10 protein-coding genes and 1 pseudogene are annotated in these 12,216 nt (G+C 65.5%); 3 read left to right on the top strand and 8 right to left on the bottom strand.

Annotated features, from left to right (window positions below):
* Nucleotides 1–11 precede the first annotated feature (11 nt).
* The 3 genes from AADZ78_RS08350 to AADZ78_RS08340 form a co-directional block, all read right to left on the bottom strand.
* A complete protein-coding gene (locus AADZ78_RS08350) occupies nt 12–650 on the bottom strand; it encodes a vitamin K epoxide reductase family protein (protein ID WP_085253595.1) in 639 nt (212 codons plus the stop codon).
* A 5-nt stretch (nt 651–655) separates the two neighbouring features.
* On the bottom strand, nt 656–1,420 hold the full coding sequence (locus tag AADZ78_RS08345) for a DsbA family protein (protein ID WP_085253594.1): 765 nt from the start codon (nt 1,418–1,420) through the stop codon (nt 656–658).
* Between the two features lie 62 nt (nt 1,421–1,482).
* Nucleotides 1,483–2,604 carry an alpha/beta hydrolase gene (locus tag AADZ78_RS08340; RefSeq protein WP_085253593.1) on the bottom strand — a complete coding sequence of 374 codons (1,122 nt, stop codon included), beginning with the start codon at nt 2,602–2,604 and terminating at the stop codon, nt 1,483–1,485.
* A 121-nt stretch (nt 2,605–2,725) separates the two neighbouring features.
* Between AADZ78_RS08340 and AADZ78_RS08335 the strand changes: the two are divergent.
* A pseudogene (locus tag AADZ78_RS08335) lies at nt 2,726–2,984 on the top strand (aldo/keto reductase); the annotation flags it as partial.
* Nucleotides 2,985–2,990: 6 nt separating this feature from the next.
* Nucleotides 2,991–3,836 carry an aldo/keto reductase gene (locus tag AADZ78_RS08330; protein WP_139829117.1) on the top strand — a complete coding sequence of 282 codons (846 nt, stop codon included), beginning with the start codon at nt 2,991–2,993 and terminating at the stop codon, nt 3,834–3,836.
* Here AADZ78_RS08330 and AADZ78_RS08325 read toward each other — a convergent pair whose 3' ends face one another.
* From AADZ78_RS08325 to AADZ78_RS08315, 3 genes are read right to left on the bottom strand one after another with little or no spacing between them, the layout of a single operon-like run.
* A complete protein-coding gene (locus AADZ78_RS08325; protein WP_085253592.1) occupies nt 3,837–4,550 on the bottom strand; it encodes an HNH endonuclease family protein in 714 nt (237 codons plus the stop codon).
* Nucleotides 4,547–6,754 (bottom strand): ATP-dependent DNA helicase RecG, encoded by a 2,208-nt coding sequence (recG, locus tag AADZ78_RS08320; protein ID WP_085253591.1) that lies wholly within the window; start codon nt 6,752–6,754, stop codon nt 4,547–4,549. The genes AADZ78_RS08325 and recG overlap by 4 nt, the downstream gene beginning before the upstream one ends.
* Nucleotides 6,755–6,756: 2 nt before the next feature.
* Nucleotides 6,757–8,427, bottom strand: coding sequence for a DAK2 domain-containing protein (locus AADZ78_RS08315; protein WP_085253590.1), 1,671 nt, complete (start codon nt 8,425–8,427; stop codon nt 6,757–6,759).
* Nucleotides 8,428–8,601: 174 nt separating this feature from the next.
* On the opposite strand from AADZ78_RS08315, the gene rpmB reads away from it, so the two are divergent.
* Nucleotides 8,602–8,796, top strand: a complete 195-nt coding sequence (gene rpmB / locus AADZ78_RS08310) for a 50S ribosomal protein L28 (protein WP_085253589.1) — start codon at nt 8,602–8,604, stop codon at nt 8,794–8,796.
* A gap of 62 nt (nt 8,797–8,858) precedes the next feature.
* On the opposite strand, the gene AADZ78_RS08305 is transcribed toward rpmB, so the two are convergent.
* Both AADZ78_RS08305 and AADZ78_RS08300 read right to left on the bottom strand, forming a co-directional pair.
* Nucleotides 8,859–11,735, bottom strand: coding sequence for an RND family transporter (locus AADZ78_RS08305; RefSeq protein ID WP_372510516.1), 2,877 nt, complete (start codon nt 11,733–11,735; stop codon nt 8,859–8,861).
* Nucleotides 11,698–12,096: a hypothetical protein gene (locus tag AADZ78_RS08300; protein ID WP_139829116.1), complete on the bottom strand. Its 399-nt coding sequence runs from the start codon at nt 12,094–12,096 to the stop codon at nt 11,698–11,700. Before AADZ78_RS08300 ends, AADZ78_RS08305 begins: the two co-directional genes overlap by 38 nt.
* Nucleotides 12,097–12,216: the final 120 nt, after the last annotated feature.

Raw genomic sequence — 12,216 nt, 5'->3', positions numbered from 1 at the left:
GCTGGCCCCTCTCAAACGAGTGTCGACCAATAGTTCCAGAACCGGACCATGATCATCAGGAGCACCGCGGTGAACCAAAGCGTGACGATCGACCATCGCCATTGGAAGGTCAACCGCAATACGGTGCTCTCCCGGCGCTGCAGCACCGGCCGAAACGCGATGGAGGCCGCCACGGTCAGCAGGGTGATCGTGACCGCCCAGACCACCATGCAGTACGGACATAAAGCCCCGATACGGTACAGGCTCTGGAAAATCAGCCAATGCACAAACCCCGCGCCTGCCAGGAGCCCGAACGTTAACCCGGTCCAATACCATTGGGGTAGAGAAACTTTCGTCACAGCCAACACACCCGTTACCACCACGACGGCGAAACCCGCAATGCCGACCAGCGGATTGGGAAATCCCAGCAGCGACGCCTGCGGCGTCATCATCACCGAACCGCACGACACAACCGGGTTGATGTTGCACGGCGGCACGTAGTGCGGGTCGAGCAGAATCCTGACCTTTTCCACCGTCAGCGCCAGGGAGCCGAGCAGTCCGATCACACCGCCGACCAGCACCCACCATGCGCTGGGCGCGGGTACCTCGATGTCACCTACCGCGGCCGCTTCCAGGTCGCCGGATCGCTCGGCAGGTTCGGCTGACACCACAATCGTCAGGATGGCTCGCCGGCCACGATGGCGTCAATGCCTGGCACATTGCCCACGACATCTTTGACCTTGGCAACCAACGCTGCCGGCGTAGACCACTCGTAGTCGTTGCCATTCAGCTTGATAGTCGGGGTTGCGCGCACATTTGCAGCCGCCGCCAACCCGTCGACCATCTCGATGTACTTCCCGCTGTTGATGCAGTCCGGCACCTTGCCCACGACGCCGGATTCGCGGGCGATTTCAATCAGCTTCGCGTTGTCGGGGAAGGTCTTACCGACTTCGGAGGGTTGGATGTTCGGGTCGAACAACGCGCTGTGGAACCGGCGGAACGCCTCGAGGGATTCATCGGCTACGCAGTAGGCCGCGGCCGCCGCTCGCGACGAGTAGTTCTGGTTCCGCGGGCTGCTGAGGATGGCGACCATGGTGTAATCGGCGGCGATAGCGCCGATGTCGATCAGCTTGGACACGGTCGGCCCGAAGCCGCGTTCGAAATTGCCGCAGGCTGGGCACAGGAAGTCCTCGTAAAAGGCGATCACGACTTTGGGGTTGCTCGTCCCGGGTTGGGTGACCAGTTTGCTCGACGTCACCCGTACCGCATGGCCCGGCCCGGTGGCGCTGTCCGTCTTCTTGTGGTGCGACGTCACGATGTAGAAGACCAGGGCGACGGCAAAGAGCACGATGACCGCGGTTCCGCCGATTTGAAGCAGGCGGCCGAACTTGCCTTCGGGCGATTTCAGGTCGATCCGCGGGGGCTTCTTTTTATCGGCCACAGGTTCGCTAGTCCTCACGTGTGAGCTTGTCGGGCGACGGCGCCTCTAGCGTACCGGCGGCGTTAGCTGCATCGGCTCAGGTGCGCGCGCAGCGCCGAAATCAGCTCGTTGGTCCCGGTGGCGCAGCCGCCCCCGAGCTGAAACAGATTGGCGAAGCCGTGCGTCAACGAACCCATGCGACGCAGGTCCACCGCCGTCCCGGCAGCTCGCAGCGCCATCGCGTACTCCACGCCCTCATCGCGCAACGGGTCGAACCCCGCGACCGCGATGAGTGCCGGCGCCAGCCCAGACAACGAGTCGGCCAGCGCCGGGGAGACCCGGGGATCGGTTCGCGCGATGCCGGAACCCCTCAGGTATTGCGATTCGAACCAATTTATGTCCCGTCTGGTCAGCAAGAAGCCGCGGGCGAACAGGCTCAGGGATCGGGTTTGTGCGGTGAAGTCGGTTCGCGGGTAGATCAACCACTGCAGCACGGGGGCGGGACCGCCGCTATCGCGGGCCAGTTGCGCCACGACGGCCGCCAGGTTGCCGCCCGCGCTGTCGCCGCCGACGGCGACCCGTCCGGGGATCGCGCCGAGCCCACCAGCATGCTCGTACGCCCACTGGAAGGCCGCGTAAGCATCCTCGACGGCGGCTGGGGCGCGATGTTCGGGGGCCAGGCGGTAATCGACCGACAGCACGTGTACCCCGGCGTCGCGGCTAGTCAACCTGCACAGTGCGTCATGGGTGTCCAGATCGCCGAGCGCAAAGCCGCCACCGTGGTAGAAGACCAGCAACGGCGCGGCAACATCACTGACCGGCCGGTAGTGCCGAGCTCGAAGCTCACCGTCCGGCCCCGGCAGCACCATGTCGTTCACTTCGACGTGAATCTGCGGACCGGGCATATCCAGCATGCTCTGCAGCATCAACGATCGGGAGGTAGCCGCGTCGTCGTCGACGACCAGGCCGTCGATGCCGAACGTCCGCTGAGCCGACAGCATCAAGTGCAGCGTCGGATCCAGAGTGTTGCCATCGATGACCACCGAACGACCGCCCGTCAAAAGCCGCTTCGCCCGTTCTGGAATCCATGGAATGACTTTGATGCCAACGCTTGTGACGATGTTCTGCATGCGACTCGTCCACCGAATCGGTGCGTGCGTTGCACCGAGGTGGAGGTCCGGTGAGCCTGGCAAACTCTTGGTCATAGGCTGCTCCCTAGAAACCCCTCTGTGACGCTGAGCGACGGCAGTTCGATCCCCGCTGACGTGCCCCCGCGACCAACTGTACGTGGTGACCAAGTTGACGAATCCTGACCACTGCAGCCGGCGATCGCTCTTGGCTCATCCGACGGCTACCGCCGTCGCTGACGGTTGGGGCTGGACACCCGCCCAGGGGTTTGATTAGGTGGCATATCCAACTCGGTAATATCGTGGTCCCCAAGTCGGCTAACCCGGAACGGATCGCGAGCAACTTCGACGTGTTCGACTTCGCACTCATCGCGAACGAAATGGCGTCGATCTCCTCGCGCGATGATGGAATACGACTTGGTCCTAATCCGAGAACCTTCAATTTCACAGGCAGGTGAGATGACGTGACTGGCGTGTCGGGCGCCGCCGCCGTACCCTCGATAACCCTTAATGACGAGAACACCATGCCGGTACTTGGCATGGGCGTAGCGGGATTGTCGGTCGACGAGGCCGAACGTGCGGTGTCGGCGGCCCTGGAAATCGGCTGTCGGCTCATTGACACGGCCGCGGTCTACGGCAACGAAGCCGCCGTGGGCCGCGCGATTGCGGCATCCGGCATTCCACGCGCGGAATTGTTCGTCACCACCAAGCTGGCCACCGCTGACCACGGTTTCAACAGTGCCCAGGACGCCTGCACCGCCAGCCTGGAGCGACTCGGCCTCGACTATGTCGATCTCTACCTGATTCACTGGCCGGCCCCGCCGGTGGGCAAGTATGTGGACGCGTGGGGCGGCATGATCCAATCCCGCGGCAATGGACATGCCCGGACGATCGGCGTCTCCAATTTCACCGAGGACCATATTTCGACGACCATCGACCTCACATTCGTCACACCGGCGGTCAACCAGATCGAGTTGCACCCATTGCTCAACCAGGCCGAGTTGCGAAAAGCAAATGCCCAACACAACGTCGTCACGCAGTCCTACACTCCGCTGGTTCTCGGAAAGCTTATGGACAACCCAACCGTGACATCGACTGCCGCTGAGTACGGCAAAACACCCGCCCAGATCCTGCTTCGGTGGAACCTGCAACTGGGCAATGCGGTCGTGTTCCGCTCGTCGAAAGCCGAACGCATCGCCAGCAACCTCGACGTGTTCGATTTTGAATTGGCCGCAGAGCACATGGACGCCATCAACGGACTCAATGACGGCACCCGGGTAGGCGAGGACCCGTTGACCTACGCCGGCTAGCTAGCCCGTCGGGCAGGTGGCCGCGGCCTGACGCAGGACGTCGGACGATGGCTGATCGACCGGCAGTGAGTAGCCGCGCAGCACGGCGATGAACTGCATCGCGTACTGGCAGGCGAAGGCATTGTTGGGCGGCATCCACTGAGCCGGGGGCGAATCGCCCTTGTCCTGATTGGCCTGCCCTTGCACCGCGAGCAGGTTGGCCGGATCGTTGGCGAACCGCAACCGCTCGGGATCGGGCCAGCCATAGGCGCCCATGTCCCAGGCGTAGGCCAGCGGGACGATGTGGTCGATCTGCACCGACTCGCCGATCTTGGCGCCTCGCTGGAAGGCGATCACGGCGTTCGTGTACGGGTCATGCAGGGTGCCAGTGGCCACCGCAGCCGGACAGCGCTTGATCGAGACGTAGGTCTTGTCGACGAGATCACGGTTGAGGATGTCGTCGCGGGTGTCGCATCCGTTGTGCCCGCCCGGCGCATCGTTGTTGTCGTCCCAGGCGTCACCGAAAGCCGACCTGCGGTAGTCGTAGCGGTGGGCCCGCTGGGGCAGCACGGTAATGCCCGCGAGCACATCGGTGCCGGGTTGCACGGTCGGGATGTCGGCACGCGCGGCGAACTCGTCGGCATGCCTGGTCGCCGACGATCCCAGCGTTTGATAGGCCACAACCAACGCGAGCACCGTTGCCGCCGCCAACCACAGCAGCATTCGGCGGGTCATGACTTGTCCAGGTACTCGATGCGGTCGGTGCTGGTGAATCGCGCTGCCATCAGCGCCAATGCGGGGTTATCGGGGTTCTTGTAGGCCTCGATGCAGAAGTCCCGCGCGGCCACTATGTACTCCTCGTGTTCGGCCAGTGACAGCAACCGCAGCGTGATTGCCTTGCCGGATTGGTTGCGGCCCAGTACATCTCCCTCCTTGCGCTCCTTGAGGTCGAGATCGGCGAGCGCGAACCCGTCCATGGTCCCGGCGACCGCACGCAGCCGCTCACCTGCCGGCGAATCCGGCGGCACCCAACTGGCCAGCAGACACACGCTGGGATGCTCGCCGCGGCCGATGCGGCCACGCAGCTGATGCAACTGACTGATTCCAAACCTGTCGGCGTCCATCACCAGCATCACCGTGGCGTTGGGGACGTCAACGCCAACCTCGATAACCGTGGTGCACACCAGCACATCGACCTCACCGGCCCGGAAAGCCGCCATCGCCGCGTCCTTGTCGTCGGCCGACAGCCGTCCGTGCATCAGCGCCAATCGCAACTCTGCGAGCTCGCCGGAACGCAATCGGGCGAACAGGCCCTCGGCGGTCGCCGATGGTCGGACGCCTTCTTGAGCGTCCGCGTCGTCGGACTCGTCGATTCGCGGCGCCACCACATATGCCTGGCGGCCGGCGGCCGCCTCTTCGATGATGCGCCGCCAAGCACGGTCGAGCCAGGCGGGCTTGTCCTTGACAAAGATGACGTTGGTGGCGATCGGCTGGCGCCCCAGCGGAAGTTCGCGCAGCGTCGAGGTTTCCAGGTCACCATAGACGGTGAGCGCGACGGTGCGCGGTATCGGCGTCGCGGTCATCACCAACAAGTGCGGGGTAATGCCATCGGGAGCCTTGGCGCGCAATTGATCTCGCTGCTCGACACCAAACCGGTGCTGCTCGTCGACCACCACCATGCCCAGGTTGTGAAAGTCAACGGCCTCCTGCAGCAGCGCGTGCGTGCCGATGACGATGCCGACCTGACCGCTGGCGATCTCGGCGCGAACTTGCTTTTTCTGCCCCGCCGTCATCGAGCCGGTGAGCAGTGCCACCCGGGTGGCGTTTTCGGCCCCGCCCAGCTGGCCGCCCATGGCCAACGGCCCCAGAACATCGCGAATCGATCGTAAATGTTGCGCGGCAAGGACTTCCGTCGGCGCCAGCAGCGCGCACTGGTAACCCGCGTCCACCATCTGCAGCATCGCCAGCACCGCGACGATCGTCTTCCCCGAGCCCACTTCGCCTTGCAGCAGGCGATTCAGCGGGCGGGTCGCCGCGAGCCCGTCGGACAACACGTCGAGCACCTCGCGCTGTCCCGCCGTCAGCTCAAAGGGCAACCGCCGCAGTAGCTCAGCGGCAAGACCGTCGGATTGCCAGGGCGCCGGGGGTCCCGATTCCGACAGTTCACCATGCCGTCGGGCTACCAACGCCCACTGCAGACCCACGGCCTCGTCGAACGTCAGGCGTTCCCGGGCGCGCTCGCGTAACGACTGGCTCTCGGCAAGGTGAATGGCGCGCAGCGCCTCGTCCTCGGAGATCAGGCCGTGCTCGGCGCGCAGCGCGTCGGGTAGCGGATCAGACACCGGGTCAAGCACATCAAGCACCTGACGCACACAGGCAAAGATGTCCCAGCTCTGCACCTTGGCGCTGGCCGGATAGATCGGGAAGAAGCGACGCTCGAACGCCGACATCAAATCCTCGCTGCTGTTCGCCTGGGACACGTCGGCGATGGCCTTCATCGACTTCGTGCCGTGGTGTTTGCCGTCCGGCGAGTCGAGGATGAGGAACGCGGGGTGCGTGAGCTGCATCGCGCCCTTGTAGTAACTGACTTCCCCGGACAGCATGACTTTCGTGTCCTTGGTCAGCCCCTTGCTGATGAACCTCGGGTTGAAGAACGTGGCGGTCACCTTGTTGCGGGCAGAGCCCAGGGTGACGCGCAGAAACTTTTTCGACGGGTCCCTTTTCGCCGATTGCATCACCGCTGAGGTGATCGTGTCGATCAGGGTGATGTGCTCTCCGGGCTCCGGGCGCTCGCTGCCGAGGCGCGAAGCGCTCTCGGTATAGCTGCGCGGATAGTGCCGCAACAGATCGTCGACGGTCCGGATGCCGAACTCCTCGTCGAGGGGCACAGCAGCCTTGGCGCCCAAGACGTTATCCAGTCGATCGCCTAGTGACACCACGGCTACTCAACTCCGATCAGCAACGCGTCACCCCGATGTCCGGTGCGGTAGGTGACCAGCTCGGTGCCGGGGTGATGGTCGTGCACATGCCGTTCCAGGATGCCAGCAATGTCGGCGGCCGCAATTTCGTCCAGGCAGGCGCCTACCAGCACCGTCACCAAGTCGCCTCCCGACGCCAACAGCAGATCGAGCAGACCGATCGCCGCCGCGGGCAGATCGTCGGCGACGATCACCACCTCGTCGCCGGCGATGCCTAGGCCATCGCCCGGCTCGCAGGTGCCGGCCCAGGTCAACGCCCGTTGCGCGGCGATGCGTACCGATCCGTGTCGAGCGGCGCCGGCGGCGCGGGCCATGGCGTAGCCGTCGTCGACGGTCTGGCGGCCCGGGTCGTGCACGGCCAGCGCGGCCAACCCCTGCACCATCGACGCGGCCGGCACGGGCACCACGTCGACGCCCCAGCCGGTCGCCGCTGTGCAGCCCGCAACCAGCTCCTCAGCGGCCACATACCCGTTGGGCAGCACCATCACTTGCGCGGCGCCGGTGTCTACCACGGCCCGCACCAACTGGTGGGCGCTGATGTCGCCCTCGGGGCTCGGTCGCAGCACGCTGGCGCCCTCCCCCGAGAACAAATCGGCCGCACCATCGCCGTCGACGACGGCCAGCACGGCGCGTTCCCGCGTCCAGCTGCCCGCCGGCAGTCCGGAGACGCCCGAACTCAGCCCCGAGACCACGATGCGGCTGAGTCGTCCCGCTGCCAGTCCTGCCTCGATGGCGGCACCGGCGTCGTCGGTGTGGACGTGCACCGAGTAGCTGTCGGACAAAGCTGCCGCAATCGCCACCGATTCGCCCAAGTGCTCGAGGCGATTTCGCAGCGTGTCCGCCGCCCCGGCATCGCAGCCGGCCAGCAGGTACATCACCTCGAATTGCGGCACGCGACTTCGCAACGGAACGTGTGTTGTCGCGTCGTCCGGCTGCGGGCGCGGCGCCGGCTCATACACCGACCGGACGGGCGCGTGTCCGGTGATCGTCGCACGCAACGCGTCCAGCATGACCAGCAGGCCCCGCCCGCCGGCGTCGACCGCACCCGCCTCGGCAAGCACATCGAGCTGCTCGGGGGTTTTCTCCAGCGCGACGACCGCCGCGTCACCGGCGGCGGTGACCGCCCGGGCCAAGGCCTCGCCGCCGTTGGCGCAGCGTTCGACCGCGCACGCGGCGGCGCGCAGCACAGTGACGATGGTTCCGGGGACCTCCTCGCCGCCCATCGACGCGATGACCAAGTCGACGCCGCGCCACAGTGCGGCGCCGAGGACGGCAGCATCGACCGCGGTCAATACACCGCCGCAGTCCGCGGCCGCACACGCGGTCACGTCGGCGATGCCGCGCAGGATCTGGGACAGGATCACCCCGGAGTTGCCGCGTGCTCCACTCAGCGCCCCGGCGGACAGCGCGGCCGCTACCTGGGCAACATCCCCGCCGGTCCGCAAACCGCCGGCATCGGCCTCGGCCACCGCGGAACGCATGGTGAACAGCATGTTTGCGCCGGTGTCGGAATCGGCAACCGGGAACACGTTCAGGCGGTTGATCTCGTCAATGTGGGTAATCAGGTCGCTGACGCTCGCGTGCGCCCAGTCCCGCAGCGCCGAGGCGTCCAGCAGTCGATCCGCCGTGCCCAACCTGACCGCACCTCCCCTAGCCGGGCTCTAGCCGGCTCTAGCCGGCGCATTGAGCCTAGCCAGACGCGGTGACAGCACAGGCCATGAGCGCCGCCGGTGCATCGTTTTGGTGCTCGCCTGCGACAGCAGCTATCCTGGGCTGTCGTCCGGCAAGAGACTTGAGGAGCTTGAACAATGGCCGCTGTGTGCGATATCTGCGGGAAAGGCCCCGGCTTCGGCAAGTCGGTGTCGCACTCCCACCGCCGCACCAGCCGCCGGTGGGACCCTAACGTCCAGACCGTGCACGCCGCGGCACGTCCGGGCGGCAACAAGAAGCGCCTCAACGTCTGCACGTCCTGCATCAAGGCCGGCAAGGTCACCCGCGGCTAGCTTTAGCTGTACCGCGACACTGCAGCTACGTACAAGACACGCCGCTTTGGGTGTACGTAATTTCAGTTTCGGCGAACGCTGAGCGCCACCCTCGAATCGCTCGGCTCCGCTTTCGCCCGCGCCACTGGCCTCGTGGGCAGGCCAGCTGGCCACCAAAACCACCGGCCCAACAGCGCAACTATGGACGGCACGACGAGGGCACGAACGACGAGGGTGTCCACCAGCAATCCGACCGCGATGGTGGTGCCGACCTGGGCGATGCTGAGCACGCTGCTGCCCAGCAGCGCCAACATGGTGAGCCCGAAGACGATGCCCGCCGTCGTCACCACGCCCCCGGTGCCGCCAAACGCCCGGATGATGCCCGTTTTGAGACCAGTACGCGCCCCCGAAAAAGCCTCCTGCTTGATCCGCAGCGCCAACAGTAGGTTGTAGTCCGAGCCGACGGCGATCAGTGCCATGAACGCGATCGGTGCAACGGCCCAGTGCAGGTCCTGATGAAGCAGGTACTGCCAGATCAGCACACTGACGCCGAGCGCCGATGCGAAAGACGCGACGACGGTCCCAACCACCACCAGTCCAGCGATCGGGCTGCGCAACATCGCCGCGACAATCAGGAAGATCAGGACCAGCCCGGCAGCCACGAGCAATGCGGTGTCGCGGGTGACAGACCGTTGCAGGTCGGCCGTCGCGGGCCCGACACCGGCCAGATCGACCCCCGTTGGCATCAGGGCGCCCTCTTTCGTTGCTTCCCTGACCGCGACGCGCACCTGCTCGGCCCGTTGGGCGCCGGCGCTCCCCCACTCGTCATCGTCGCCATAGACCAGCAGATAGGTTGCGTGACCGTCCGCGGAAACCAGGTTGCGCAGAACGGCAAGGTACCGCGGATCGGACAACGCTCGCTGCGGCATGTAGAAACCCGCCGCGGCGCTGCCTCGGAATTGCGCATCGATCTCGGCGAGATAATCGGTCAGCTGACGCAGCGCAGGCCCAATCGTTTGGGCCAGCCCCTGCAACTCGTGGGTGGCCGAACGTGCTTGCGCCAGTGCGTCATTCATCGACGACACGGCCTGCGGTAGCCCCGCCATCGCGTGAGAGGCCGTTGCCGACCCGCCGCTGAGCTTCGCGGCGCCGTCACCGAGTTGCGTCGTGGTCCGCATTAGACCGTCAACGGGTTCCAGCAGTCGCTCGACCGGTGAGCAGAGCGGATTCGCGGCACAGTCCGGGGTTCGCGCAACGAAGTCCCGCAATGGGTCAAGGTAGCTCGAAACCGTTGTGACAGTGCGTTGTACACCATCCAGACCGGATCGCATGTCGGTCGCAGCCGCGGACATCTCGGCGATTCCCGCACTGCCGCCTTGTAGTCCGGAGCCGAGTCGGCGCACCGCCGATTGCGTCTGTGCCAACGCGGCGTCCAGTTCGGCGATCCGGCCGAGTCGCTGGGTCAGCGAATCGATCGCTTCGCCCAATTGACGGCCAACCACGCCGCCCTGATAGCTCAACGTCGCCTCATCGGGAACCCGGCCGTCGGGACGACTCGCGGACTGTACCGTCCGCACACCCGGTATTGCCATGACCTGGCTGGTGATTCGTTCGATGGCGATCAGTCCCGCTGGATTGCGCAGGTCGTGGTCGGCCTGGATGGTGACGACATCGGGTAGCAACCTATTGGCCGCAAAGTGCCGGTCGGCGGCGACGTAGCCGCGGCTGGAGTCGGTGTTCGACGGCGTGGCTGCGGGTTCGTTCCAGCCGACCCGCACGTCCGCCAGTGGCAACGCCGCAATTAGGGTGGTCGCGCCCGCGGTCACCAGAATCGGCCCAGGCCAGCGTGCCACCGTGGCGCCGACGCGACGCCAGGATCGCGCCGTCGTCGACGGTCGCGGTTCGAGAAATCCACGTCGCACCGAAAGACCCATCAGCGCAGGCGTCAGCGTCAGCGCCGCCGTCATTGTCACGAGAATCGCTATGGCGCAAGGTATCCCGGTACTACGGAACATGCTCACCTCGGCGAAGCCCAGGGATGCAAGCGCCACCGACACCGTCAATGCCGATCCGACCACCACCGGCGCTACGGCGCGGTAAGCCTCGCTCAGCGCCCGAGTCGGCGCCACGCCCCGGCGCCGGCCTTCGTGATAGCGGCCGATGAGAAAGATCCCATAGTCGGTGCCCGCGCCCAGCGTCATGGCCGCCATGAGCGCCACCGAGAACAGCGACACCTCAACAGCATCGAACTGTCCAAGCGCGGCAACGACGGACCGAGCCACGACCAGGCCGAGACCGACCGATGCCAGCGGGATCGCCGCAGCGATTGGTGACCGGTACACCACGAGCAACAAGAACAGAATGAGAACGACTGTGGCAGCAGTGATCCCGAGCATCTGCCGATCGATCGCGGCGAATTCGTCCACGATGGTGGCTCCCGGACCCGTGACGTGGACCGCCAGGCCGTCCGGTGGTGACAGTCCGGTGACGGTGTCGCGCACGGAGTTCACCGAATCGCGCGCCTGCGACGTGCCGAGCATTCCGGCGAGCCGGACCATCATGGTGACGGCGCACCCGTCGGAACTTTGCGCGCCTGCGGCGGTCGCGGGTTGTGACCACAGGTCCGTTAGCGAGTACACGTGGCGCCGATCGGCATGCAGCGCGGCCGTCAGCGCGTCGTAGAATTGGCGGTCGCGCGCCGTTAGCGGGGTGTTTCGTTCCAGCACAAGATAAACGAAATTGTTGCTCGGCGTCTGAGCAAACAATTGCGCGGCGTGGGTGGCGGCGATCAAGCTCGGCGCGTCGTGAGGCATGAAAGATCTGGAGTGCGAGTCGACGACCCGCTCCAGTTGCGGCACAACCAAGTTGCCCACGGCTGCCGCTACAACCCAGAGGCCGACGATCAGGATCGCGGATCGGCCTTCATGCAACGGTCTGGCGATCACTCGTCGATCCGTCAAACAGGTCCATCGCCTGCTGCTCGCCGCGAGACAGCGCTCGCACTCGCAGCGATCGCCGGGCCGCAATCTCCAGCAGCGCATGCAGGCCGGGCTGCGCGGTCTCCAAGTCGGCTCTGGCCTGTTCGGCGGTAGCGCCATCGTAGGCAGCCTGATCCAGCTTCGCGGCCAACATCGTCAGCCAGCGCTGCCGGAGCGAGAGCAATAATCCCTCCTCATCACCGAACAGCCGCGACACCTCGGAAGCTCTGGCTGCCCCGGAAGGCTCGGAAAGCTCTGCCAGCGCTGCCTCTGGGTCGGTCTCGGCGGCTCGGATCAATTGGGCCATAAATGCCATGCGGTCGTGCAGAAGTGTCCATGTCATGAGTCGAACGTTAGGAAGTCACACCACTTCCGCGCGTCGTGCCAGGGTTCGGTCTTCGTCTCCTACCACGGGCGGAGGCGGGTGCCGACCCCAGCAGGATGTGACCGGACGCCGTGCAGT

This window comes from Mycobacterium riyadhense (genome assembly GCF_963853645.1).
Classification (GTDB): domain Bacteria; phylum Actinomycetota; class Actinomycetes; order Mycobacteriales; family Mycobacteriaceae; genus Mycobacterium; species Mycobacterium riyadhense.
Note: the sequence above shows the minus strand (reverse complement) of the source record. Positions and strands in the feature narration are given on the sequence as shown.

Excerpts from the sequence above, each read along its gene's own strand:
- AADZ78_RS08340 (WP_085253593.1), bottom strand. The coding sequence starts at position 2,604 with ATGACCAAGAGTTTGCCAGGCTCACCGGACCTCCACCTCGGTGCAACG.
- AADZ78_RS08325 (WP_085253592.1), bottom strand. The coding sequence starts at position 4,550 with ATGACCCGCCGAATGCTGCTGTGGTTGGCGGCGGCAACGGTGCTCGCG.
- rpmB (WP_085253589.1), top strand. The coding sequence starts at position 8,602 with ATGGCCGCTGTGTGCGATATCTGCGGGAAAGGCCCCGGCTTCGGCAAG.
- AADZ78_RS08300 (WP_139829116.1), bottom strand. The coding sequence starts at position 12,096 with ATGACATGGACACTTCTGCACGACCGCATGGCATTTATGGCCCAATTG.